This window comes from Janthinobacterium sp. SUN073 (genome assembly GCF_030397665.1).
GTDB lineage: Bacteria > Pseudomonadota > Gammaproteobacteria > Burkholderiales > Burkholderiaceae_D > Janthinobacterium.
The window spans coordinates 1,395,911-1,418,637 of record NZ_JAPUBT010000001.1 but is presented as its reverse complement, the minus strand read 5'-3'; the positions used below and the strand labels follow the sequence as shown (position 1 = coordinate 1,418,637).

At 63.0% G+C, this 22,727-nt stretch carries 24 protein-coding genes; 14 read left to right on the top strand and 10 right to left on the bottom strand.

The window, feature by feature from the left end:
- Window positions 1-275 precede the first annotated feature (275 nt).
- Entirely contained in the window at window positions 276-995 is a 720-nt protein-coding gene (hutC, locus tag O0882_RS06420; protein WP_289946234.1) for a histidine utilization repressor, read from the bottom strand.
- Window positions 996-1,336: 341 nt separating this feature from the next.
- Here hutC and ada point away from each other — a divergent pair, with 341 nt between their 5' ends.
- The 3 genes from ada to O0882_RS06405 all read left to right on the top strand — a co-directional run bounded on the left by ada (window position 1,337) and on the right by O0882_RS06405 (window position 4,808).
- Window positions 1,337-2,392 (top strand): bifunctional DNA-binding transcriptional regulator/O6-methylguanine-DNA methyltransferase Ada, encoded by a 1,056-nt coding sequence (gene ada, locus O0882_RS06415; RefSeq protein ID WP_289946233.1) that lies wholly within the window; start codon window positions 1,337-1,339, stop codon window positions 2,390-2,392.
- A complete protein-coding gene (locus tag O0882_RS06410; RefSeq protein ID WP_289946232.1) occupies window positions 2,389-3,078 on the top strand; it encodes a 2OG-Fe(II) oxygenase in 690 nt (229 codons plus the stop codon). The genes ada and O0882_RS06410 overlap by 4 nt, the downstream gene beginning before the upstream one ends.
- A gap of 74 nt (window positions 3,079-3,152) precedes the next feature.
- Window positions 3,153-4,808, top strand: coding sequence for a mechanosensitive ion channel domain-containing protein (locus tag O0882_RS06405; protein ID WP_289946231.1), 1,656 nt, complete (start codon window positions 3,153-3,155; stop codon window positions 4,806-4,808).
- Window positions 4,809-4,862: 54 nt separating this feature from the next.
- Here O0882_RS06405 and O0882_RS06400 read toward each other — a convergent pair whose 3' ends face one another.
- From O0882_RS06400 to O0882_RS06375, 6 genes are all read right to left on the bottom strand, one after another.
- Window positions 4,863-5,366 (bottom strand): hypothetical protein, encoded by a 504-nt coding sequence (locus tag O0882_RS06400; protein WP_289946230.1) that lies wholly within the window; start codon window positions 5,364-5,366, stop codon window positions 4,863-4,865.
- Between the two features lie 13 nt (window positions 5,367-5,379).
- Window positions 5,380-5,892: a hypothetical protein gene (locus tag O0882_RS06395; protein ID WP_289946228.1), complete on the bottom strand. Its 513-nt coding sequence runs from the start codon at window positions 5,890-5,892 to the stop codon at window positions 5,380-5,382.
- 8 nt (window positions 5,893-5,900) lie between these two features.
- Window positions 5,901-6,407 (bottom strand): hypothetical protein, encoded by a 507-nt coding sequence (locus O0882_RS06390; protein ID WP_289946227.1) that lies wholly within the window; start codon window positions 6,405-6,407, stop codon window positions 5,901-5,903.
- Between the two features lie 10 nt (window positions 6,408-6,417).
- Window positions 6,418-6,876 carry a hypothetical protein gene (locus O0882_RS06385; protein WP_289946225.1) on the bottom strand — a complete coding sequence of 153 codons (459 nt, stop codon included), beginning with the start codon at window positions 6,874-6,876 and terminating at the stop codon, window positions 6,418-6,420.
- Between the two features lie 187 nt (window positions 6,877-7,063).
- Window positions 7,064-7,264, bottom strand: a complete 201-nt coding sequence (locus O0882_RS06380) for a hypothetical protein (RefSeq protein ID WP_289946223.1) — start codon at window positions 7,262-7,264, stop codon at window positions 7,064-7,066.
- Window positions 7,265-7,731: 467 nt separating this feature from the next.
- Window positions 7,732-8,799, bottom strand: a complete 1,068-nt coding sequence (locus O0882_RS06375) for a hypothetical protein (protein WP_289946221.1) — start codon at window positions 8,797-8,799, stop codon at window positions 7,732-7,734.
- Between the two features lie 119 nt (window positions 8,800-8,918).
- On the opposite strand from O0882_RS06375, the gene O0882_RS06370 reads away from it, so the two are divergent.
- The 9 genes from O0882_RS06370 (at window position 8,919) to O0882_RS06330 (ending at window position 20,192) form a co-directional block, all read left to right on the top strand.
- Complete coding sequence (locus O0882_RS06370) at window positions 8,919-9,533, top strand: GNAT family N-acetyltransferase (protein ID WP_289946218.1); 615 nt, start codon at window positions 8,919-8,921, stop codon at window positions 9,531-9,533.
- Window positions 9,534-9,599: 66 nt separating this feature from the next.
- Window positions 9,600-11,273, top strand: a complete 1,674-nt coding sequence (locus O0882_RS06365) for an amidohydrolase (RefSeq protein ID WP_289946217.1) — start codon at window positions 9,600-9,602, stop codon at window positions 11,271-11,273.
- A gap of 118 nt (window positions 11,274-11,391) precedes the next feature.
- Window positions 11,392-13,095 carry a urocanate hydratase gene (gene hutU, locus O0882_RS06360; protein WP_289946215.1) on the top strand — a complete coding sequence of 568 codons (1,704 nt, stop codon included), beginning with the start codon at window positions 11,392-11,394 and terminating at the stop codon, window positions 13,093-13,095.
- Between the two features lie 19 nt (window positions 13,096-13,114).
- On the top strand, window positions 13,115-14,674 hold the full coding sequence (gene hutH, locus O0882_RS06355; RefSeq protein WP_289946214.1) for a histidine ammonia-lyase: 1,560 nt from the start codon (window positions 13,115-13,117) through the stop codon (window positions 14,672-14,674).
- A 20-nt stretch (window positions 14,675-14,694) separates the two neighbouring features.
- Window positions 14,695-15,483: an N-formylglutamate deformylase gene (gene hutG, locus O0882_RS06350; protein ID WP_289946212.1), complete on the top strand. Its 789-nt coding sequence runs from the start codon at window positions 14,695-14,697 to the stop codon at window positions 15,481-15,483.
- On the top strand, window positions 15,468-16,856 hold the full coding sequence (locus O0882_RS06345) for a formimidoylglutamate deiminase (protein WP_289946209.1): 1,389 nt from the start codon (window positions 15,468-15,470) through the stop codon (window positions 16,854-16,856). The genes hutG and O0882_RS06345 overlap by 16 nt, the downstream gene beginning before the upstream one ends.
- Entirely contained in the window at window positions 16,856-17,431 is a 576-nt protein-coding gene (locus tag O0882_RS06340; RefSeq protein ID WP_289946208.1) for a HutD family protein, read from the top strand. The genes O0882_RS06345 and O0882_RS06340 overlap by 1 nt, the downstream gene beginning before the upstream one ends.
- A gap of 13 nt (window positions 17,432-17,444) precedes the next feature.
- A complete protein-coding gene (hutI, locus tag O0882_RS06335) occupies window positions 17,445-18,671 on the top strand; it encodes an imidazolonepropionase (protein WP_289946206.1) in 1,227 nt (408 codons plus the stop codon).
- Window positions 18,672-18,746: 75 nt separating this feature from the next.
- Window positions 18,747-20,192: a glycine betaine ABC transporter substrate-binding protein gene (locus O0882_RS06330; protein ID WP_289946865.1), complete on the top strand. Its 1,446-nt coding sequence runs from the start codon at window positions 18,747-18,749 to the stop codon at window positions 20,190-20,192.
- An 11-nt stretch (window positions 20,193-20,203) separates the two neighbouring features.
- On the opposite strand, the gene O0882_RS06325 is transcribed toward O0882_RS06330, so the two are convergent.
- Entirely contained in the window at window positions 20,204-20,383 is a 180-nt protein-coding gene (locus tag O0882_RS06325) for a hypothetical protein (protein WP_034746290.1), read from the bottom strand.
- Between O0882_RS06325 and O0882_RS06320 the strand changes: the two genes are divergently transcribed.
- On the top strand, window positions 20,382-20,585 hold the full coding sequence (locus O0882_RS06320; protein WP_289946205.1) for a hypothetical protein: 204 nt from the start codon (window positions 20,382-20,384) through the stop codon (window positions 20,583-20,585). The genes O0882_RS06325 and O0882_RS06320 overlap by 2 nt on opposite strands.
- 28 nt (window positions 20,586-20,613) lie before the next feature.
- Complete coding sequence (locus O0882_RS06315; protein WP_157751284.1) at window positions 20,614-20,751, top strand: hypothetical protein; 138 nt, start codon at window positions 20,614-20,616, stop codon at window positions 20,749-20,751.
- 295 nt (window positions 20,752-21,046) lie between these two features.
- On the opposite strand, the gene O0882_RS06310 is transcribed toward O0882_RS06315, so the two are convergent.
- The gene (locus O0882_RS06310) at window positions 21,047-21,553 is read right to left on the bottom strand and encodes a GNAT family N-acetyltransferase (RefSeq protein WP_289946202.1); all 507 of its coding nucleotides are present in this window, start codon (window positions 21,551-21,553) and stop codon (window positions 21,047-21,049) included.
- Window positions 21,550-22,494 carry an EamA family transporter gene (locus tag O0882_RS06305; protein ID WP_289946201.1) on the bottom strand — a complete coding sequence of 315 codons (945 nt, stop codon included), beginning with the start codon at window positions 22,492-22,494 and terminating at the stop codon, window positions 21,550-21,552. The genes O0882_RS06310 and O0882_RS06305 overlap by 4 nt, the downstream gene beginning before the upstream one ends.
- Between the last annotated feature and the right edge of the window lie 233 nt (window positions 22,495-22,727).

Sequence of the window (22,727 nt, the reverse complement as noted above, 5' to 3'; positions counted from 1 at the left end):
GGTGCGCTGAAACTCGTGTGGCTGCAATACGACAAATGCATCCCTTTCTGGGGCGTGATTGGGCTGGGCTGACAGTGCATGATGCGCGCTCAAATAAACGCCTGCGGCGCTTTCTGGCGGCAACTATAGCATCGAATATTTAGTCGGAGTATTTAAGTTCAGAAACGGCCAAAACGGGATTTTTTTCACCCCGAAATGGCCATTTTTTTTGCGATTTGGTGAGAATTCGTGAGAAAGTTGGCGCGAAATCGTGCTACTCAATCGCGGCGATAGCCTTAAGTGAAACTTCCTGCAAACTGATAGCGGTGTCCGGGATGCCACATGGTGGCGATCGAGGCGATCTTGCCGCCCGAGCGCGTCTGGCGGCGCAGCACCAGGCATGGCTGTTTGGTGTCGATGGCCAGCATTTCGGCGATGTCGCGCGGCGCCGACAGCGCTTCGATGCTGTAGGTGGCGCCTTGCAGGGGGGCGGCGGCCATCAGGTATTCGTTCGGCGTGATGCTGGAAAAATCCTGCGTCATGTAGTCGGGCGCACACTCGGGATTGACCCAGCGGTCTTCCACCTGGATCGGCACGCCGTTTTCAAAATGCACGATCAGCGAATGAAACAGCGGGTGTTCCGGCGGCAAGCCGAATTGCTTGGCCAGCAAATCGGACGCCTTGGTGCGTTCGAGTAATTGCAAGCTGCTGCGGTGGATATGCCCGCGCGCGCGCACTTCATCGGCGATACTCTTGATTTCCAACAAGGTCGCCTGGTATTTTTGCTGCGCCACATAGGTGCCGGAACCCTGACGCCGCGTCAGTATCTGCTCGCTGGTCAGTTCGCGCACGGCGCGGTTGACGGTCATGCGCGAGACGCCGAACTGTTTTACCAGGGCTTGCTCGGAGGGAATCACGTCGCCTTCCTTCCAGCGTCCGGCGGCGATGCCGGCCAGCAGAAAATCCTTGATGCGCTGGAAAATGGGCGTATTTTCTTGTGTATTGTGATCGTCCAATGCGGTTTCTCCGGGGCGCAGGCAGGGCGCGCCGCCGGCTGGAGGCGCGATGGCCGATTTTAGCACCGAGCATGATGCCTGCCGCCAGCCTTTTTTGAATTCAAAAGCAAGCGCCGGAGTGTGGCGCGTATGGGCGCTGGCTATGCTGGTGACTTGGAGCCTATCCCAGTAGGGAGCGTCTTCTGCTGGCAGTTCATCAGGAGCGCGGACAAGGCGTGAGGAGGACGCGTGGCGAGCCACGCGACGACGAGCAACGCCGTCCCCGCTTCTGAGGGGCGCCAGCAGGGGATGTATTCATCTACTGGGATAGGCTCTTACTATTGACCTGCATGGAGTTCGCCATGGAACACTCTTATTCGACCGATGATGAACGCTGGGATGCCCTGCAGCGGCGCGCGCCCGACGCCGACGGCGTCTTTTATTACTCGGTGCGCACGACGGGCGTGTATTGCCGTCCTTCCTGCGCCGCGCGTCCCGCCTTGCGCCGCAACGTGGCTTTTCACGCCACGTGCGAGCAGGCGGAGGCGGCCGGCTTTCGCCCCTGCCTGCGCTGCAAACCGAACTTGCCGCCTCTGGCCCAGCGCCAGGCGGCCATCGTGGCCGATATCTGCCGGCTGATCGACGCCAGCGACGAGTTGCCTGACCTGGACAGCCTTGCCAGGGCCGCCGGCATGAGCCGCTTTCACTTTCACCGGGTCTTCAAGGCGCACACGGGCATCACGCCGAAAGCCTATGCGGCGGCGCGGCGCGGCGAGCGCCTGAAGGCTGGCTTGCAGGGCGCGGCGAACGTCACGGAAACCTTATATGCGGCCGGCTTCAATTCCAGCGGCCGCCTGTACGCCGCCACGCCGGGCTTGCTGGGCATGACGCCGGGCGCGTTTCGCGCTGGCGGCAGCGGCGCCGTGATCCGCTTCGCCATCGGCGCCTGTTCGCTGGGCGCCATCCTCGTGGCCAGCACGGACAAGGGCATTTGCGCCATTTTGATCGATGACGACCCGGAAGTGCTGCTGCGCGACTTGCAGGACCGCTTTCCGCAAGCCGAGCTGCGCGGCGCCGAGCCCGACTACGAACGGACGGTGGCGCAGGTGGTCGGCCTGGTCGAGGCGCCGGGCCTGGGACTGGACTTGCCGCTCGACGTACGCGGCACGGTGTTCCAGCAGCGCGTGTGGCAAGCCTTGCGCGAGATTCCCGCCGGCAGCACGGTCAGCTATGCCGAGCTGGCACGGCGCATCGGTGCCCCGCACGGCGCGCGGGCCGTGGCGGGTGCCTGCGCCGCCAACGCCCTGGCCGTCGCTATCCCCTGCCACCGCGTGGTGCGCAACGATGGCGCCTTGTCCGGCTACCGCTGGGGCGTGGAGCGCAAGCAGGCGCTGCTGGAGCGCGAGGGCGAACGGTGAGGGCGCTGGACTGGCGCCAGATCGAGGATGCGCTGAATCAATACGGTTATGCCGTCGTGCCGGGCTTGCTCGATGCGGATGCCTGCGCCGCGCTGGCGGCGCAGTATGACGAGGCGCCGCGCTTTCGCAGCAAGGTCGTGATGCAGCGCCACGGTTTTGGCCAGGGCGAGTACCAGTACTGGGCGTATCCGCTGCCCGACGTCGTCGCCGATCTGCGCACGCGCTTGTATTCGCCCCTGGCGGCGATCGCCAACCGCTGGCACGCCAGCATGGGACTCGATAGCCGCTTCCCATTGGAGCACGCGGACTTCCTGGCGCGCTGCCATGCGGCGGGGCAAACCCGGCCCACACCCTTGCTCTTGCGCTACCGCGCAGGCGATTACAACTGCCTGCACCAGGATCTGTATGGCGAGCACGTGTTTCCGCTGCAACTGGCCGTGCTGCTGTCGCGCCCGCAAGACGATTTCACGGGCGGCGAGTTCGTGCTGACGGAGCAGCGCCCGCGCATGCAGTCGCGCGCCGAGGTCGTGCCGCTGGCGCAGGGCGACGCCGTCCTCTTTCCCGTGGCGCAGCGCCCCGTCAACGGCACGCGCGGCAGTTACCGCGTCAACATGCGCCATGGCGTATCGCGCCTGCATGCGGGCTTGCGCCACACCCTGGGCATCATTTTCCATGATGCGAGCTGAACGGTAGCTGCGGCGCTTGAGTTTCCAGGATTACATGGCATGATGGCTCTTCTTGTCACTCTTTCATTTCTGCCATGTCCGCGTTGTTCCGCCTGTTGTGCCTGTTGACCATTTTTCTGCTGCCCGCAGCCCATGCGGACGATGGCGTGCCCGCGCTCGTTGCGGAAGCCGCATCCGTCGTGGCGCCGTCGCAGCTTGCTGCGGCCAGGACTGCGCCGCTGATGTTTGCCAACCGCAAGGTATTCGTCTTCCGCGCCGCGCTGGCAGGCTATCCGCCCGATGAACGCGCCATCGGCGCGCAGCGCCGCCTGGAAGGCGTGCTGGCGAAGAATGGCCCCTTGCAGACGAGCACGCGCATGATTCCGGAAGGCACGCAGGTGCTGCTCGACGGCGTGCAGCTGTTCGTCGTCGTGCCCGGCGACGTCAACCAGCTGGCCGGCGACACGACGGAAAGCGTGGCCAAGGTGGCCGCTGAGGAATTGCGCAAGGCCGTGCTGGATTACCGTGAACAGGGCAGCTGGCGCTACCTGGCGATTGCCGCCGCCGTATGCGCGGCCGCCACCCTCGTGTTCTGGCTGGTGTGGATGGGGCTGACGCGTCTGTACCGCTGGGCCAAGCGCCGCAGCGGCATTCTGCTGGCCTCGCGCCTGCGCGACGTACGCCTGAAAAACGTGCGCGTGCTCGACGCCGAGCACTACATCGCCTTCGCGTATCAACTGCTGAGCGCCGTGCTATGGGGCTTGCGCCTGATGGCCACCTATTTGTGGGCTGCCTTCGTGCTGGGCCGTTTGCCCTACACGCGTTCATGGGGCGAAAGCTTGAGCGGTTATTTGTTCGACGTGGCGGCTGACGTCTTCCACGCCATCATCGGTGCCTTGCCGGGGCTGGTGCTGGTGTGCGTGATCTTCGCCATCGCGCGCCTGATCGCCGCTACCGCCGCCTCGCTGTTCAAGCGCGTGGAAAGCGGCGAATTGCAGATCGGCTGGCTCGACAAGGACACGGCCCTGCCCACGCGCCGCATCGCCAGCGTGGTGATCTGGCTGTTCGCGCTGGCCATGGCCTACCCGTATCTGCCCGGCTCGCATACGGCCGCCTTCCAGGGCCTGTCCGTGCTGGTGGGCCTGATGGTGTCGATCGGCGCGTCGAGCATCGTGGGCCAGGGCGCCAGCGGCCTGATCCTGATGTACACGCGCGCCCTGCGCAAGGGAGAATATGTGCGCGTGGGCGACAGCGAGGGTACCGTGGTCGACGTGGGCATGTTCGAGACGCGCCTGCGCACGGGCCTGGGCGAGGAAGTCGCCTTGCCGAACGCCTGGGTCATGTCGCAAACGACGAAAAACTATTCGCGCGCCCAGCCCGGTGGCGGCTTCGTGCTCGACTCCACCGTCACCATCGGCTACGCGACGCCATGGCGGCAAGTGCACGCCATGCTGGAACTGGCCGCGTCGCGCACGACGGAACTGTCGACCACGCCGAAACCGTACGTGATGCAGCTGGCCCTGCAGGATTACTACGTGCAATACCGCCTGGTCGCCTACGCCAGCGCCGAAGTCCCCCGCCAGCGCGCCGAAGTGCTGAACCGCTTGCACCAGAACATCATCGACGTCTTCAACGAATTCGACGTGCAGATCACTTCGCCGCACTACATTGATGACCCGAAAGAGTCGCACGTGGTGCCGCCGGAGGAGTGGTTCAGGGCGCCGGCGCAGCGGGGGGGAGGCGTCGATTGAAGTGGTTCCGCCCAAACCTTGAGTGTTTTGGCCAATTCCCTGATGCTGCATGCCTTATCGTGACAGTTCTTCGGGGGCGCAGGTATTCTTGCCGTTTGTCAGTTGAACGACGTGAAATCTCCCAGCTTGGGCTGTGAGCAGGCAAAAATCTGCCGAGTAGCGCGAAGTCGGATCGGATGCGGATGGCGGCCTTCCAAGGAAGGATACGCCATACACCTTTCCCGCAACCAGTGGCGCGGCATCGCTGCTCTCGGCCCCCTCGGGAGCCTTGCCGTAGCGCACGCATCCCCTGTCTGGCAGACGATAGGTGGGATCGCCAAACGAGGCATTGGGGAACATGACCGTCCATACATTTTTCCAGCCATTCGGCCCAGGTGTGCTGATCGTCAGCATCTTCAGGCTGACGGGGCCTCTTGATCTTTCCTCTTCATTGGCAATCTGGAAGCAGGGAAGGCCCGCTTCCGTGATGACGGCGGCGGGACCCATGCGCGACCACGCCGAGGCATCGATAGCCGTCAGGGTGGCAAGCAGGAATAGCAGCGTGTGACGATATGGCATGGCGACCCTCGCACTATCTGATGAGCGACTGTTCTGGACAGATTTCATCTATCCAGGCTTGGCTATCGCTGTCGATACGGAGAATTTTGCGCTCCCCAGAGATGCCGCTGATTAAGCAAAATTTCCCTACGTAACCGCGAGTAGGATCTGAGGGATCGGCTGGCCCACCGTTCAGGAAGACGTCATACATGCGTCCTGTTTTCAGCGGCGGGGCTTTGGGTGGCTTGACCTCTGCTGTTGCTGGTGCAACTCCATACAGAAGGCAGGACTTGGCATGAATAGGAATAGTCGCTGCGCCCGGTAAAAGAAAAGACCATACTTTGACTGCTGGCTTGACGGATACATCTGTCAGTACGACCGCACTAATCCGAGGAAGCCCGTTGCGCGCTTCTTCTTTTTCAGAAATAGAGAAACAGGGAGTGCCATTTTTTAGCTGTACTTCCGCGTATGCCATGCGGGAAGTGGCCGAGGCGCTCATGCAGGTCAGCAAGGTGAGCAGCGGTAGGGTCTTGTTATAAATGGACATTATTGACCTTATTGTGCCGAAGTGTTTGCTGGGCAAATTTCGTCTATCCAGGCCCGCATATCGCGCTTGATGGGAATGACCTGTTGGCCACTGTTCGCTGTCGTGATGAGACAGAATTTCCCTTTGTAGCCGTAGGTCGAGTCAGATGGGTCATCCGGCCTGCCATTCAAAAAGACGCTGTACATCCTGTCTGTTTTCAGCATCGTCACGGCAGTCGATTCGGCTCCTGCCGGTACTTGGCCATACAAATAGCAGGTTTTTGCATGCATGGGGAGGGTCGTCGCTCCAGGGAGAATGAAGGACCAGACTTCTACAGGCGGCTTTATGGAGATATCGTAAACCATGAGTGCGCCCAGCATTGGCGTTCCATTACGTCGTTCTTCTTTTTTTGAGATGGTGAAGCATGGCATACCTTTGAATGAGCTAATCTCGGCTTCGGCCATGCGCGACCACGCCGCGGCATCCATGCTCGTCAAGGTCGCCAGCAGACAAAGAATACGGTGACGATGATTCATTGCATACCTTCTATGGGACAGGATTTTCGGCTGGGCACGTATCATCCATCCAGGCCTGTGTATCGCTTTGGATGACGACAAGACGTGGCTTGGCAGAGACCTGCTGGACTAGGCAGAATTTTGCCACGCATCCATAGGTTGGATCGGCAGTATCCATAGGCCGGCCATTCAGAAATACTTCGTACACCCTGCCGGTCTTCAGTTCAGGAGCCGGCGCAGCTTCCGCACTGGCTGGAATTCTTCCATAAAGAATGCAATTTGCTGATGACAACGGAATTTTCTTGCCACCTGTCATGAGAAACCCCCATATTTCCGTCGTTGGCTTGAGCGTCACGTCCGACACGCTCAAGGCGCCAAGGAAAGGCTGGCCGTTGCGCCTCTCTTCCTTTCTGGAAATGCTAAAGCAGGGCACGCCATTGATCGAGGTGACTTCGGCATCGGCCATGCGTGAGCGCGCGTCGCTGTTCATGCTCGAGAACGCGAGCAGTATGAACAGCATTTGATGACGCAAGGCCATGTGGCTAAGGAGGCGTTGGGCAGGCCTTGTGTCAGGACCAGTTTTACCGCTTCTTCCCGAAGCTCCGGTGTATAGGTTTTTGAACGTGTCATAAGTTCTCCAGTTGGTGAAGTTTACCAAACTAGAGTGTCCGAAAAAGTCAGGGTACCTCAGACATGTCTGAAACCATGAGTGCGCCAAGAAATGGCAGGCCATTGCGTGCCTCTTCCTTTTTTGTAATGGAGAAGCAGGGCATGCCGTTGCCAGAGTGAACGTGGGCATCAGCGATGCGCGACCATGCCGAGGCATCGATAGCCATCAGGGTGGCAAGCAGGAATAGAGGCGTGTGACGATATGGCATGGCGAGCCTCGCACTATCTGATGAGCGAATGTTCCGGGCAACTATCCTGTCTCCACGCTGGCGTGTCGCTGCCAATGGCGATGATTTTTCGTTCACCAGTGGATGTGGCTACTATGCAAAATTTTCCCATGTAACCGTAGGTGGGGTCGGAAGGATCATTTGGTCTTCCATTGAGGAAAATGCTGTAGACCCGTCCTGTTTGCAGTTCAGGGGCGGGCATGCCGTTCGCTCCCTGAGGAAGATCAGCATACCGAAGGCAGCTTTTTGACGAGAGCGGTACTTTTTTTCCACCAGTCATATAAAAACTCCATACACCAACGGCGGGCTTTTCTGACAGGTCTGAAATGCTGAGTGCTCCCAGGAGTGGCTGGCCGTTGCGATTTTCTTCCTTCTGTGAGATTGTGAAACACGGTACGCCGTCAACCGAACTTACTTCTGCGTCGGCGATGCGCGATCTTGCGGATACTTCAAGGGATATCGACGAGAGGAGTACGCTCGACATTGCCGCCAGGTAAATTTTTTTCGCTTTTTCTGTCTGTGAAAAAGTCACTGAGTACTTCTTCGTATAGTGCTTGGTCATTGGCATATTGCTCCTGTTGCATCGTTGGAGGATGCTTCAAATACTTTAACGCATAGTAGTCAGCCAGTAGATCCCCTTGTGCTTCCATGTTGTAGTCAGCTAGTCTTTTTGTGTGGCTGAGCTCATAGTTATAGTCCAACCCAATTCTGAATGCGCCCCGCATTGCCACCGGGTATCTCAGTTGATACTGCCAAACATGGACCATTTCGTGAATGAACCAACGGCGCCGGATCCTATCAGTATTAGAAAAATCGTCCAGAAATCTCGACTCATGAAAGTACATTTCCCCATTGGGTGTCATGGCAGTGTTTTTTGGTTGGAACAGCCATAGATAAGGCCTCTTGTGAATTTTGACTTTGCTATAGTCGACGGCATCCTCGAAAATCATCCATGCCATGTCTATTTCACCCTGGGTGAGTGGGCGAGCCATGCTATCGATTTTTACCTGTTTTACTGATGTATCGATATCCTTGTCCGTCGTTTTTACGTCTTGTAGTTCCAGTATGATCGCCGTCGGCGCCAATGGAGCAGGTGCGGCGGAGCAGCAAGGAAGACTATCTTCTTGTGGAAAAAATTCCACCATTGTTATTTGTTCCTCCCGCTTGCTGGCCACGCGCCCCGTGCGCCCCTTTGCATCCGTCGTCCCCGTCCACGTTTCGCCATTGCTCAAGGTGAGGCGGTAGTCGGCGTACGCCAGCGGCACCTTGTTTTGCGAGACGAATTCCAGCTGCTCGTCATAGCCGCAGCACCAGCATTCGTCGGGCTGGCCGGCCAGGCGGTGCAGTTCGCAGCCACTTTTTGCGTCGCGCAGGGCCGCGCCGCGTACGGGCTGGCCGTCGGCGCTGAAGGTGACGATCATGCTGTCGAAGTGCGCGCCCAGGCTGCTCTTCTGGTGCGCCACGAGCTTGAAGAACACGTCGCACGCGGTGGTGCTGATGACATGGTGCCTGGCCATGGGGACTCCGCGATAAAACGCCAGCGTAGGCCCGCGCCGCCATGCGGGTATTGACCGGGCGCAAGGCCTGCGCGCTTGCGCTAAGATGCCGGGCGTTTTAACACAAAGAAAGAGAACACATGTCCAGCCCATCCAACATCGCATTTCCCCGCATCGCCCGCAGCCTGGCCGCCGCCCTGGCCGGCGATCCGTTCTACCGCACCGTCACGGTGGCATGCGGCGAGGACGAAGCGGCGCGGCTGGCCATGCTGGAGGCGTACTTCGCGCTGGCGCTGGCCGAGGGCGAGCAGGCGGGGCGCGTCGACCTGGCCGATGCGGCGGGCCATGGCGCCGCCATCTGGACCACGGATACGCCGGCGGCCCTGCGCCAGGCCGCGTATGCGCAGCGCGAGCAAGGCTTGCGCACGCTGCTGGGGCCTCAGGTTTTTGCGTACTTCTCTGCCATCGTCGCGAACATGGAGCACGCGCTGGCGCCGCATGGTCTGCAAGACGCGTGGTATTTGTCGATCGCCGGCATCGCTCCCGCCGCGCAAGGGCAGGGGCTGGGCGCGTCCGTGCTGGCGCCGGGACTGGCGGCCGTCGATGCGGCGCGTGCCGCGTGCTTCCTGGAGACCTACAACGAGCGCAGCCTGCAGTTCTATGCCCGCCTGGGCTTCGTGGTGGCGGGGCGTTACGCGCAAGCCCTCACGGGCAGCGACTACTGGCTGATGGTACGACCACCTTCCGCTGCCTGATTGACCATTTTGCCAATTTCTATACACTCGTCTTTTTGCTAACGCCTAAAAGACCTGGAGATGGAAATGCCGACCCTGCACTTGCCCCGCACCCTGCTCGTTCTCGCCTGCCTGGGCACTTTCGCCCACGCGCATGCCGATACCGTCATCGACAATGCCAACGGCTACACCCTCAATGCTGCCGGCAAGGTGCTGCGCTTCACGGCGCTGGCCTTTGACGACGCTGGCAAGCTGCTCGCCGTCGGCAGCGCCGCGCAGGTGAAACGCAAGGCGGCCAAGGGCGCTACCCACGTCGACGTGCAGGGAAAAACCGTGTTGCCGGGCCTGATCGACGCGCATGGCCACGTGTTCGGCCTGGGGACGATCGCCAGCGGCGTGATGTTGTACGGTTCGTCCTCGCTGCCGGCGGCCGTGCAGGCCGTGGGCGACTTCGCGCGCGCGCACCCCGAGCGCAGCTGGATCATCGGCAATGGCTGGAACCAGGAAATCTGGAAGCTGGGGCGCTTTCCCACGGCCACAGAACTCGATGCGGCGGAAAGCGCGCGGCCCGTGTGGTTGCGTCGGGTCGATGGCCACGCGGGCTGGGCCAACAGCCGCGCGCTGGCGCTGGCCGGCATCACGCGCGCCACGCCAGATCCGGCGGGCGGCAAGATCGAACGCGATGCGGACGGCAATGCCACCGGTGTGCTGGTCGACAGCGCAATGGACTTGATGGACGCCGTGCTGCCCAAGCCCGGCGACGTGGAAAACCGCGCCGCCCTCGATGGCGCGCTGGCGCAGCTGTCGCAAGTGGGCCTGACCAGCGTGCACGATGCGGGCATCGGCCAGATGCAGGACCGATTGTTCCGCGACTATGCGGACCACGGCAAGCTGACGGTGCGCGTGTACGGCATGATTGCAGACACCACGGAAGACTTCGACGCGCTGTCGAAAAATGGCCCTGTCAATAGCTATGCGCGCGACATGTACGCCTTGCGCGCCGTGAAACTGCTGTCCGACGGCGCCCTGGACAGCCGCGGCGCGGCCCTGCTGGCGCCGTACAGCGACGATCCTTCTACCCGCGGCCTGCTGTTCTACCCGGACGCTGCCATGCGCGCGAAGATGGAAAAAGCCATGCGCGCCGGCTACCAGGTGAACGTGCACGCCATCGGCGACGCGGGCAACCATCAAATCCTCGACGGCTATGCAGCCTTGACCGCGCAATACCGCAGCGTGGGCCTGCGCCACCGCATGGAGCACGCGCAGGTGGTGCAATTATCCGACATCCCCCGTTTCAAGACCTTGGGCATCGTGCCGTCGATGCAGCCGACGCACGCCACGTCCGACCAGAACATGGCGGAGCAGCGCGTGGGCCACGAGCGCATCAAGGGTGCGTATGCGTGGCGCACCTTCCTTGCGCAAGGTTCGCGCATCGCCTGCGGCTCGGACTTCCCCATCGAGTCGCCGAATCCGTTCGAAGGCATCCACGCGGCCGTCACGCGGCAAAACAGCGACGGTTTCCCGGCCGGTGGCTGGTATCCGCAGCAAGCCATGACGGTGACGCAAGCGCTGCGCTGCTTCACCCTGGACGCGGCCTGGGCGGCGCACCAGGAAAAGGTCATCGGCACGCTGGAAGCGGGAAAATGGGCGGACTTCATCGTCGTCGACCAGGACCTGTTCAAGGTGGAACCAAAGGCCATCGGCAAGACGCAGGTGCTGCAGACGTGGGTGGCGGGCAAGCGTGTGTTCGAGAAAAAATAAGGAATTGACGCCAACAAAAACCTGTTGACTTGGTTGTATAGACAACCTATGCTGGGAGTACCAGAGCGGGCCAGGTATCGGGCCAGGTACGCCCGCTCGCACCCTACGAGGAGACAGCATGAACAGCACAATGGACACCGATCCACGCTTTGATGCCAGCCGTACCATCCGCGCCCCGCGCGGCACGGTCATGGCTTGCAAGAGTTGGCAGGCCGAGGCGGCCTACCGCATGTTGCAAAATAATCTGGACCCGGAAGTGGCGGAAAATCCGCAGCACCTGGTCGTCTACGGCGGTATCGGCCGGGCGGCCCGCAACTGGGCCTGTTTCGACCAGATCCTCGCCTCGCTGCGCGAACTGGAAGACGACCAGACCTTGCTGATCCAGTCCGGCAAGCCGGTGGGCGTGTTCCAGACCCACGCGGACGCGCCGCGCGTCCTGATCGCCAACTCCAACCTGGTGCCGAAATGGGCCAACTGGGAACACTTCAACGAACTCGATCGCCAGGGCCTGTTCATGTACGGCCAGATGACGGCCGGCAGCTGGATCTATATCGGCACGCAGGGCATCGTGCAAGGCACGTATGAAACCTTCGCCGAGGCGGGCCGCCAGCATTTTGGCGGCGACTGGGGCGGGCGCTGGATCCTGACGGCGGGCCTGGGCGGCATGGGCGGCGCGCAGCCGCTGGCCGCCACCATGGCCGGTGCCGTCTCGCTCAATATCGAATGCCAGCAAAGCAGCATCGACTTTCGTCTGCGCACGCGCTACCTGGACAAGCAGGCGGCCAGCCTGGACGAAGCCCTGGAACTGGTCAAATACCACACCGAACGCAAGGAAGCCATTTCCATCGGCCTCCTGGGCAACGCGGCCGAAGTGCTGCCGGAGCTAGTGCGCCGCGCGAAGGCGGGCGGCCTGCTGCCCGACCTGGTGACGGACCAGACGTCCGCGCATGACCTGGTCAACGGCTACCTGCCGCGCGGCTGGAGCGTGTCGGACTGGAAGGCGGCGCAGCAAGACCCGCAGCGCCATGCGCGCCTGACGGTGGCCGCCGCCGATTCCTGCGCCGCCCATGTGCAAGCCATGCTCGATTTCCACGCCATGGGCGTGCACACTGTCGATTACGGCAACAACATCCGCCAGGTGGCGTTCGACCAGGGCGTGCAGAACGCCTTCGATTTCCCTGGTTTCGTGCCCGCCTACATCCGCCCGCAATTTTGCGAAGGTCGCGGGCCGTTCCGCTGGGTGGCCCTGTCGGGCGACCCGGAAGACATCTACAAGACAGACGCGAAGATCAAGCAGCTGTTCCCACACCACACGCAGGTGCACCACTGGCTGGACATGGCGCGCGAGCGCATCGCCTTCCAGGGCCTGCCGGCGCGCATCTGCTGGCTGGGACTGGGCGAGCGCCACATCGCCGGCCTGGCCTTCAACGAGATGGTGCGCACGGGTGAACTGAAGGCGCCCATCGTCATCGGCCGCGACCACCTCGATACGGGTTCCGTCGCCAGCCCGAACCGCGAGACGGAAAGCATGAAGGACGGCACCGACGCCGTCTCCGACTGGCCGCTGTTGAACGCCATGCTGAACACGGCCGGCGGCGCCACCTGGGTCTCGCTGCACCATGGCGGCGGCGTGGGAATGGGGTATTCTCAGCATGCGGGCATGGTCATCGTGGCCGATGGCACGGACAGCGCGGCGAAACGCCTGGCTAGAGTGCTGGTCAACGACAGCGGCTCGGGCGTGATGCGCCATGCCGATGCCGGCTACGAAACAGCGGCCGCCTGCGCCAAGCGCAACGGCCTGATTCTTCCCATGCTTCCTTGAGACCTAGATGCGAATGACTATGACACAGCATGCCAAAAGTTGGACCCTGAAACCGGGCGCGATGACCCTGGCCGACCTGCGCGCCGTCTGGGCCGCACCCGTGAAACTGATCCTCTCCGCCGAGGCCTATCCCGTCATCGAGGCGTCGGCCGCCGCCGTGCAAGCCATCGTCGCCAAGGGCGATGCGGCCTACGGCATCAATACGGGCTTCGGCCTGCTCGCCAAGACGCGCATCCCCGATGAAAAGCTGGAGCAATTGCAGCGCAACCTGATCCTGTCGCATTCCGTCGGCACGGGCGAACTGCTGTCGGACGCCGTCGTACGCCTGATCATGCTGATGAAGATCGGCAGCCTGGCGCGCGGCTATTCCGGCGTGCGCCCGCTGATCGTCGACACCCTGATCGCCCTGTACAACGCGGGCATCATGCCGGCCATTCCCGCCAAGGGTTCCGTCGGCGCCTCGGGCGACCTGGCGCCCCTGTCGCACATGAGCCTGGCCATGCTGGGCGTGGGCGACGTGCGCGTCAACGGCGAATTGATGCCGGCCCCCGAGGCGTTGGCGCAGGCGGGCATCGCGCCGGTCGTGCTGGCGGCAAAAGAGGGCCTGGCGCTGATCAACGGCACGCAAGTGTCGAACGCGCTGACGCTGCATGGCCTGTTCATGGCCGAGCGCCTGCTGGAAGCGGCCATGGTCACGGGCGCGCTGTCGCTCGACGCGGCCAAGGGCAGCGATGCGCCGTTCGACGCGCGCGTGCACGCCGTGCGCGGCCAGCCGGGGCAGATCCTGGCCGCGCAGATGTACCGCCAGCTGGTGGCCAACAGCGCTATCCGCGCCTCGCACCTGGAAGGCGACGAGCGCGTGCAAGACCCGTACAGCCTGCGCTGCCAGCCGCAAGTCATGGGCGCTTGCCTCGATTTGATCGGCAATGTGGGCCGCACCCTGCTGATCGAAGCCAATGCCGTCACGGACAATCCGCTGATCTTCCAGGATGGTCCCGGCGGACAGGCGGAAATCGTCTCGGGCGGGAACTTCCACGCCGAACCTGTCGCCTTTGCGGCCGACACCCTGGCGCTGGCGATTTCTGAAATCGGCGCGCTGGCCGAGCGCCGCATCGCGCTGCTGATCGACGCCACGCTGTCCGGCCTGCCGCCGTTTCTCGTGCGCGATCCGGGCGTCAATTCCGGTTTCATGATCGCCCACGTGACGGCCGCCGCGCTGGCGTCGGAAAACAAGTCGCTCGCCCATCCGGCCAGCGTCGACAGCCTGCCCACGTCCGCCAACCAGGAAGACCACGTCAGCATGGCCACGTTCGCGGGGCGCCGCCTGGACGACATGGCGCACAACACGGCCGTCATCGTCGGCATCGAGCTGCTGGCCGCTGCGCAGGGCATCGATTTCCACCGTCCGCTGAAAACCTCGCCGCACTTGGAACACGTGCATCACCAGTTGCGCCAGAAAGTACCGTTCTTCGATGCCGACCGCTTCTTCGCGCCCGATATCGAAGCGGCCAAGCAGATGGTGCTGCATGGCGAGTTGAGCAGCACGTGCAAGAATTTGTTCGCCCCGCTGTACGCCTGAGCGGGCGCAAGGAGACAAGCATGGATTTCCGCTTCAACGAAGGCAGCATCCCGCTGCTGGTGTCGATGCCCCACGTGGGCACCGACATACCGGACGATATCGCCGCGCGCATGACGCCGCAGGCCTTGATCAAGGCCGATACGGACTGGCATCTGCGCGAGCTGTATGGTTTTTTGCGGGAGATGGACGCTTCCGTGCTGTCGGCGCGCTGGTCGCGCTACACCATCGACTTGAACCGGCCGCAGGAAGACACGAATCTGTATCCGGGCCAGGATACGACGGGCTTGCTGCCCAACGATACCTTCTACCGTGAGCCGCTGTACCTGGCCGGCAAGGAGCCCGATGCGGCTGATGTGCAGCGCCGTCTGCAGCGCTACTGGGCGCCGTATCATGCGCAGCTGCGCGGGGAACTGGACCGCCTGCTGCGTGTGCATGGCGCCGTGGTGCTGTGGGATGCCCATTCCATCGCCTCGCACGTGCCGCGTTTTTTTGAGGGGAAGCTGCCCGACCTGAACTTCGGCACGGCCGATGGCGCCAGCTGCGACAGCGGCCTGACGTCCGCCGTGGTCGATATCGCGCGCGCGCAGGATGCATTTACCGTGGCGCTGAATGGCCGCTTCAAGGGGGGCCATATCACGCGCCATTACGGCCAGCCGGACAAGCGCGTGCATGCGATCCAGCTGGAGATGTGCCAGTGCGTGTACATGGATGAAGCGGCGCCGTTCGGCTACCGGCCCGACCTGGCTGCGCGGGTGCAGCCGCTGCTGCGCCGGATGATGGAAGCGGCCGTGGCATGGGTGGCGCGTTGAGCGGCTGTCTGTTCGCACGCCACGCGCTGCTGCCGCAGGGCTGGCGCCGCGACGTGCTACTGGAGTGGGATGCGGCCGGTGATTTGACGGCGGTGACGGACAATGCCGCGCTGCCTGCCGGCGTGGAAGTGGCCGAGTATGTCTTGCCCGGCATGGTCAACCTGCATTCGCATGCCTTCCAGCGCGCGCTGGGGGGCATGACGGAAGTCGCCGGGGACGAGGTTAATCATGTAGCGGATAGTTTCTGGACCTGGCGCGACCTGATGTATCGCTTTGCGCGCCACATCACGCCGGAGCAGATGGAGAGTATCGCCGCGCAGCTGTTCGCGGAATGCCTGCGCCATGGCTACACGGCCGTGTGCGAATTCCATTATCTGCAGCGCGATATGGCCGGCGCGCTGTATGCGCGTCCCGCGGAAACGGCGGAAAGGGTGCTGGCGGCGGCGCGCATCAGCGGCATCGGCCTGACCATGCTGCCCGTGCTGTACAGCCATGCGGGTTTTGGCGAGCAGCCGCTCAAGCCGGAGCAGGCGCGCTTCCGCACCGATGCGGACGACGTGTTGTCCATTATCGAGGCGCTGGCGCCGCAGCGCGGCGGGCAGGTGGAAGTGGGCTTTGCGCCTCACTCGCTGCGCGCCGCCGGCGTGGCGCAGATCCGCGCAGTGACGCACGCGCTGCCGGCAGGGCGCCCCATCCACATCCACATCGCCGAGCAGCAGGGCGAGGTGCGCCAGTGCCTGGACTACAGCGGCCGGCGCCCGGTGCAGTATTTGTACGAGCAGGTCGACGTCGACGCGCGCTGGTGCCTCGTGCATGCCACGCATGTGCAGCCCGACGAGGTGGCGCTGATGGCCGCCAGCGGCGCCGTGGCGGGCCTGTGCCCGACGACGGAAGCGAACCTGGGCGACGGCCTGTTCCCGCTGGCCGAATTCATCGCCGCCGGCGGGCGTTTCGGGGTCGGCAGCGACAGCCATGTATCGCAATCGCCCGTCGAGGAATTGCGCTGGCTCGAATATGGCCAGCGCTTGCAGCGCCAGCAGCGCAATGTCGCCGCCACGCCGGACCAGCGCCATGTGGGTGACTATCTGTGGCAGGCGGCCTTGCGCGGCGGCGCGCAGGCGTCCGGGCGCAAGCTGGGCGCGCTGGCGCCCGGCTGCCGCGCCGACCTGCTGGTGCTCGACGACGCGCATGTGAACCTGTGCGGCGTGGCCATCGAAAATGTGCTGGGCAGCGTACTTTTCTGCGGCAACGATAACCTGGTGCGCGACGTGCTATGCGGCGGCCAATGGCAGGTGCGCGGCGGGCGCCACGTGGCGCAGGATGCCATCGCCAGTGCCTACAAGCGCACGCTCGCGCAACTGAGGGCGCTCTGATGGCGACCTTCATCCCGCAGGAATGCCTGCGCGCCGCGCCGTGGAAAAACGGCGGCGGCAGCACGATGGAAATCGCCATTGCTCCGCCCGGCGCCAGCTTGATGGAATTCGACTGGCGTATCAGCCTGGCGACGATCACGGCCAGCGGGCCGTTTTCCAGTTTTCCCGGCATCGACCGCAGCCTGATGCTGGTCGATGGCGACAGCGTGCAGCTGACGTTTGAGGGCGCGCGCAAGGTGACCTTGAGCGCGGCGCAACCGATGCTGTGGTTTCCCGGCGAGGCCGCCGTGGAGGCGCAGGTCAAGGGACCGACGACGGATTTCAATGTGATGACGCGGCGCGACCGCTGCCGCCACCAGCTGGAAAAAATCACGGCGCCGGGCAGGCTGGCGCGGCGCAGCGCGGCGACCCTGCTGTTCGTCGCCGGCGAAGGTGCCGTGCTGGCGCGCGGTGGCGAGCAGCAATTCGCGCTGGCCCGCTACGACGCCTTGCTGCTGGACGCCGACGATGCGCAGGAATGGCGGCTGGAAGCTCTGCAGCGCACGGCCGTGTTCCGCGTCGACCTGTTCATCTAACGAGGAAAACACCATGCAAGACTGGGATATGGTCATCCACAACGTCCACCTGGCCACCATGGAGCACGGTTATGGCGAGCTGCTGGACGCGGCCATCGCCGTCAAGGATGGTCGCATCGCCTGGTTCGGTCCCGGCGACGAGCTGCCGGCCAGCGGCGCGGTGCTGCTCGATGGGCAGGGCTGCTGGCTGACGCCCGGCCTGATCGACTGTCATACGCATATCGTCCACGCGGGCAACCGCAGCGACGAATTCGAGGCGCGCCTGAATGGCGCCAGCTATGAAGACATCAGCCGCGCCGGCGGCGGTATCATGTCCACCGTGCGCGCCACGCGCGCGGCCAGCGACGACGAGTTGCTGCGGCAAAGCCTGCCCCGCGTGCTGGCGCTGCTGGCCGAGGGTGTGACCACCCTGGAGATCAAGTCCGGCTATGGCCTGGATGCGGATAGCGAGGCGAAGATGCTGCGCGTGGCGCGCCGCATCGGGCAAGAGCTGCCCGTGTCCGTGCGCACCACCTTCCTGGGCGCGCACGCGCTGCCGCCTGAATATGCGAGCCGGGCCGATGCGTATATCGACCTGCTGTGCGCGCAGATGCTGCCCCGGCTGGCCAGCGATGGCCTGGTCGACGCCGTCGACGCGTTTTGCGAGCGCATCGGTTTTACGCCGGCGCAAACGCAGCGCGTGTTCGAGGCGGCGACGGCGCTGGACTTGCCCGTCAAATTGCATGCGGAGCAGCTGTCGGATCTGGGTGGTGCGGCGCTGGTGGCGCGCCATGGCGGCCTGTCGGCCGACCATCTGGAGTTCTTGTCGGACGAGGGCGTCGCCGCGATGGCGCGCCACGGCACGGTGGCCGTGCTGCTGCCGGGCGCGTATTACTTTTTGCGCGAGACGCAGCCGCCACCTGTCGCGGCCTTGCGCGCGGCTGGCGTGCCGATGGCCGTGTCCACCGATTGCAATCCGGGTACGTCGCCCATGACGTCCTTGCTGCTGGCGATGAACATGGCCTGCACCTTGTGGCGCCTGACGCCGCAGGAAGCGCTGGCCGGCTGCACGCTCCATGCGGCGCGCGCGCTGGGCCTGCAGCATGAAACGGGCAGCCTGGTGGTGGGCAAGCGCGCCGATTTCGCCCTGTGGCGCATCGCGCGCCCGGCCGACCTGGCGTATGCGCTGGGCCTGAACCCGTGCGCGGGCGTGGTGCATGGCGGTGTCTGGCGCGCGCCGGTGGTAAGCTTGCCGGACTGATCATTCGTCCTGGAGCGCCGCGTGCGTGCTGTGCCGTTTTACTTGCTGTTCTTGCTTGTCTTCGCCGCCGCGCCCATGTCCTCCCTTGCCATGGATGGCGGCACCTTGAAGGTGGGCTCGAAGCGTTTTACGGAATCGTATATTCTCGGTGAAATCGTCAAGCAGAGCGCCGCGCCGCACGTCAAGGCGCAGCACCGCCAGGGACTGGGCAATACGGCCATCGTGCTGGCCGCGCTGCAGGCGGGCAGCATCGACGTATATGCCGAATACATGGGTACGATCGCCAGCGAAATCCTCAAGCACGACAAAGCCATTGATCTGGAACAGATGCGGCGCGAACTGGCGGCGCTGGGGCTGGGCGTGGCCGTGCCGCTGGGCTTTAATAATACCTATGCGCTGGCGATGCGCGGTGATGAAAAATCCATCACGAGCCTGGGACAGCTGGCGCAGCACCCGGCCCTGAAGTTTGGGCTGTCGCATGAATTCATCGGCCGCGTCGATGGCTGGCCGGGCCTGGCCGCGCGCTATGGCTTGCCGCAGCGCCCGCGCGGCCTCGATCACGGCATCGCCTACGAAGCGCTGGCGCAGCGCCAGGTGGACGTGATCGACATTTATTCGACGGACGCGAAGATCCGCCAGTACGGCTTGCGCGTGCTGGCCGACACGCGGCAGTACTTTCCCCGCTACGACGCCATGCTGCTGTACCGGCTCGACTTGCCGCCGCGTTTTCCCGCCGCCTGGCAAGCCTTGCAAGGGCTGCAGGGGCGCATCAGCGAGGGCGACATGATCGCCATGAATGCGGCCGTGGAAATCGATGGCAAGCGTTTTTCTGACGTGGCGCGCCAGTGGCTGGCGTCCGGCACGCAGGTGGATAAACCGCCCGCCGCGCGCAGCAAGCTGCTTGATAAAGTCATCGGCGATGATTTGTGGCCACTGACGCGCCAGCATGTGACCCTGGTGCTGCTGTCGGTGGCGCTGGCGTGCCTGATCGGCATTCCGCTGGGCGTGCTGGCGGCGTTTTCGGCGCCGCTGCGGCAAACGGTGCTGGCCTTCGTCGGCGTGCTGCAGACGGTGCCGTCGCTGGCCCTGCTGGCGATCTTGATCCCCGTGCTGGGCATGATCGGCACCGTGCCGGCGCTGGTGGCCCTATTCGTGTACGCCTTGCTGCCCATCGTGCGCAACACGTGCACGGGCATCTTGCAGGTGCCGCAAGGCTTGCGCATGGCGGCGCTGGCACTGGGCTTGAGCCGGCGCGACCGCCTGCTGCACGTGGACTTGCCGCTGGCCTTGCCCGTCATGCTGGCGGGCGTGAAAACGGCGGCCGTGATGAGCGTGGGCACGGCCACCATCGCCGCTTTCATCGGCGCAGGCGGCTATGGCGAACGCATCACCATCGGCCTGGCGCTGAACGACAACGACATGCTGCTGGCCGGCGCGATCCCGGCAGCCGTGCTGGCCCTGCTGACGCAAGGCTTGTTCGAGCTGGTGGAGCGCTGGGCCGTGGCCGGCCGGCAGCGCTGACGGCATCACGTTTACAGCGAGTGCAGTTTGGAGCGCACCGAGACGACGGCCTGGTGCAGGATGCGTTCGGCCTGGAAGTCGTTCTCGCGCTGTTCTGCGATGGCTTGCAAGTCGCGCGTGTAGCGTTCCAGGCGGGAACGCAGGTAGGCGCGGTAGATTTTCATGACGAGCGGTTTGGCAGAGACATTCATGATGTGGCTCCCGTTGCATAACGATTCGTTCATTGATTCGTTCATTGTGTGTGAGCGCATTGCCGCCATTTTGCGTCGCATCAAACGCCAGCGCGCCGTCACGTTGACGCGTTTGATATTGCGCAATGCCCCACCAGCAGAAGATGCCACACTGAATCTTCCCTGCCTGGCCATCATCGGCCGCAGGCTCTGTTTTCCCTGATACCTACAAAAAACTCAAGGAGCGTCGCATGGTCATTTTTGCCGTGGTTGCTGGCTGCATCGCCTGCCTGACAGTGTACCAAATCTATAAAAATGCGCAGGGTGGCAGTGGGGTTGCACAACAACATATCGGCTTGCACGGCACATTGATTGAACCACGGAAATAATCAGTGTCATCCAAGCGACACTTGGTTAGCGGATTTAAGTCAAATGTAAGGCCCGGTAAGCAAATGTAAAGGTCGACGCGGTGGCAAGTCGTTGCGTTTATATTGATAACCGTTGATTGCATTCTCCCCCTCCCACTTGACACTGGGTTCACCCCGCGGTGCCGCTAGCCCGCGGGGATTTTTTTGGGAACTTACTGCGCGGCGCGCCTTGCGGCCTGCGATGCTCACTGTACCTAGCGTACAGTTCCGCTTCTCGGCCACAAATCGCATCCGCTCGCTACAGTTCCCCCTCCAATCAGGCCGCTTTCGGCGTGCCCGCCGACAATTGCGTCAAGTCATCACCAGCGACCCGGCAGATACGCCAGTCCGGCATCACGTCCGCGCCCATGCCCTTGTAGAAGTTGATCGCGTTTTCATTCCAGTCCAGCACCGACCATTCGAAGCGGCCGCAATCGCGTTCGACGGCCAGTTGCGCCAGGGCCACCAGCATCTGCTTGCCATAGCCCTTGCCGCGCACCGATTGCTTCACATACAGGTCTTCCAGGTACAGTCCCTTGCGGCACAGGAAGGTGGAAAAATTATGGAAGAACAGGGCGAACGTCACCACCTCGCCATTTTCCGTGCCGACCAGCGCTTCGCACGCGGGGTGCTTGCCGAACAGGCTGTCGTGCAGCATGGATGCTTTGGCGATCATCATGTGTTCAAGTTTTTCAAACACGGCCAGTTCATGGATCATGCCGAAGATGGCGGCCACGTCGGTTTCCTGGGCGGGACGGATGGCGAGGGAGGAAGAGGTGCTCATGTTGCCTTTGCTGATGAAGTGGTGGAAATGGAGGCGACGGCAGCCGTCTTGCGCGCGCCCGAGGTCAGGGCCCAGGCCACGCTGGACAGGCATAGCAGCATGCCCACCCATTCGATGGGGGCGGGCCGGTAATGTTCGAATTGCACCGACAGCAGCACGGAAATGACGGGCGTGACCACGCCGATGTACACGGTCTTTTGCGTGCCGATGCGGGCGATTAAAGTGAAATACGCGCTGAAGGCGATCACCGAGCCGAAGATGGCCAGATATACCAATCCCATCCAGTAGCTGGGGCGTGTCGGCAACTGCCAGGACTGGCCCGTGGCGATGGCCCAGGCGGCCACCATCAAGGTGCCCCACAACATGGTCCAGGCCATGGTCAGCATCACGTTACCAGAGTGTTCGCGCACTTTCATGACGAGGGCGTTGCCGGCCGTGCTGGAAATGGTGGCCACCAGCGCCAGGATAAAGCCGAGCAGGAAATGCCCCTTGCCGCCACCGAGAATATCGTGCAGCGCCGCGCCGATGGACTGGTAAAACAGCAGCACGATACCGCAGATGGCGACAAACGCCGCGCAGCAGGTGCTCCAGGTAATCGGCGTGCCGAAGGCGATGCGGTTGAGCAAGGGCGTCCAGAACACCATCAGCGCGAACAGCACGCTGACGAGGGCCGAGACCAGGTATTGCTCCGAGCTGTAGGTGCACACATAGCTGAGGGCAAACGAGGCCAGGCCTTGCAGCAGCATCCATTTTTGCGCGCGCCAGGGCAGGCGCAGGGTGTCGCCGCGCAAGGCGCACCAGGCAAACAGGGTGGCGGAAGCCAGGCCGAAGCGGTAGACCACGGAAACGGCGGGGGCGACATCGCCCAGCTGCAAGGTGATGGCCCAGAAGGTGGAGCCCCAGATCAGGCAGGCAATGATGAACAGGAGAGGAGATGACATCGCGCAAGTATACGGGCATCGCGCGGGGATGGCGAGTCTTGGTCGAGCTTGCTTAACGAGCGGTCAGGAGACACTCGGGCATTGAGCCTGCGCAGTGCTTCTGGAAAATGTTGAATTTATGAAAATATTTACTTTATTATCAAGTAAATATTTTCTGAATTGCATCGTTGAAAGGGAACCGCCATGCCAGCCTCACTGCAGATCAAAGTCTGGAGCCTGCTTGTGTATGTCGT

What these genes read in the sequence shown, in the direction of transcription:
- ada (WP_289946233.1), top strand. Translation starts at nt 1,337, where the DNA reads ATGGAACACTCTTATTCGACCGATGATGAACGCTGGGATGCCCTGCAG.
- O0882_RS06405 (WP_289946231.1), top strand. Translation starts at nt 3,153, where the DNA reads ATGTCCGCGTTGTTCCGCCTGTTGTGCCTGTTGACCATTTTTCTGCTG.
- O0882_RS06400 (WP_289946230.1), bottom strand. Translation starts at nt 5,366, where the DNA reads ATGCCATATCGTCACACGCTGCTATTCCTGCTTGCCACCCTGACGGCT.
- O0882_RS06395 (WP_289946228.1), bottom strand. Translation starts at nt 5,892, where the DNA reads ATGTCCATTTATAACAAGACCCTACCGCTGCTCACCTTGCTGACCTGC.
- O0882_RS06390 (WP_289946227.1), bottom strand. Translation starts at nt 6,407, where the DNA reads ATGAATCATCGTCACCGTATTCTTTGTCTGCTGGCGACCTTGACGAGC.
- O0882_RS06385 (WP_289946225.1), bottom strand. Translation starts at nt 6,876, where the DNA reads ATGAACAGCGACGCGCGCTCACGCATGGCCGATGCCGAAGTCACCTCG.
- O0882_RS06380 (WP_289946223.1), bottom strand. Translation starts at nt 7,264, where the DNA reads ATGCCATATCGTCACACGCCTCTATTCCTGCTTGCCACCCTGATGGCT.
- O0882_RS06375 (WP_289946221.1), bottom strand. Translation starts at nt 8,799, where the DNA reads ATGGCCAGGCACCATGTCATCAGCACCACCGCGTGCGACGTGTTCTTC.
- O0882_RS06370 (WP_289946218.1), top strand. Translation starts at nt 8,919, where the DNA reads ATGTCCAGCCCATCCAACATCGCATTTCCCCGCATCGCCCGCAGCCTG.
- O0882_RS06365 (WP_289946217.1), top strand. Translation starts at nt 9,600, where the DNA reads ATGCCGACCCTGCACTTGCCCCGCACCCTGCTCGTTCTCGCCTGCCTG.
- hutU (WP_289946215.1), top strand. Translation starts at nt 11,392, where the DNA reads ATGAACAGCACAATGGACACCGATCCACGCTTTGATGCCAGCCGTACC.
- hutH (WP_289946214.1), top strand. Translation starts at nt 13,115, where the DNA reads ATGACACAGCATGCCAAAAGTTGGACCCTGAAACCGGGCGCGATGACC.
- hutG (WP_289946212.1), top strand. Translation starts at nt 14,695, where the DNA reads ATGGATTTCCGCTTCAACGAAGGCAGCATCCCGCTGCTGGTGTCGATG.
- O0882_RS06345 (WP_289946209.1), top strand. Translation starts at nt 15,468, where the DNA reads ATGGGTGGCGCGTTGAGCGGCTGTCTGTTCGCACGCCACGCGCTGCTG.
- O0882_RS06340 (WP_289946208.1), top strand. Translation starts at nt 16,856, where the DNA reads ATGGCGACCTTCATCCCGCAGGAATGCCTGCGCGCCGCGCCGTGGAAA.
- hutI (WP_289946206.1), top strand. Translation starts at nt 17,445, where the DNA reads ATGCAAGACTGGGATATGGTCATCCACAACGTCCACCTGGCCACCATG.
- O0882_RS06330 (WP_289946865.1), top strand. Translation starts at nt 18,747, where the DNA reads ATGTCCTCCCTTGCCATGGATGGCGGCACCTTGAAGGTGGGCTCGAAG.
- O0882_RS06320 (WP_289946205.1), top strand. Translation starts at nt 20,382, where the DNA reads ATGATGTGGCTCCCGTTGCATAACGATTCGTTCATTGATTCGTTCATT.
- O0882_RS06325 (WP_034746290.1), bottom strand. Translation starts at nt 20,383, where the DNA reads ATGAATGTCTCTGCCAAACCGCTCGTCATGAAAATCTACCGCGCCTAC.
- O0882_RS06315 (WP_157751284.1), top strand. Translation starts at nt 20,614, where the DNA reads ATGGTCATTTTTGCCGTGGTTGCTGGCTGCATCGCCTGCCTGACAGTG.
- O0882_RS06310 (WP_289946202.1), bottom strand. Translation starts at nt 21,553, where the DNA reads ATGAGCACCTCTTCCTCCCTCGCCATCCGTCCCGCCCAGGAAACCGAC.
- O0882_RS06305 (WP_289946201.1), bottom strand. Translation starts at nt 22,494, where the DNA reads ATGTCATCTCCTCTCCTGTTCATCATTGCCTGCCTGATCTGGGGCTCC.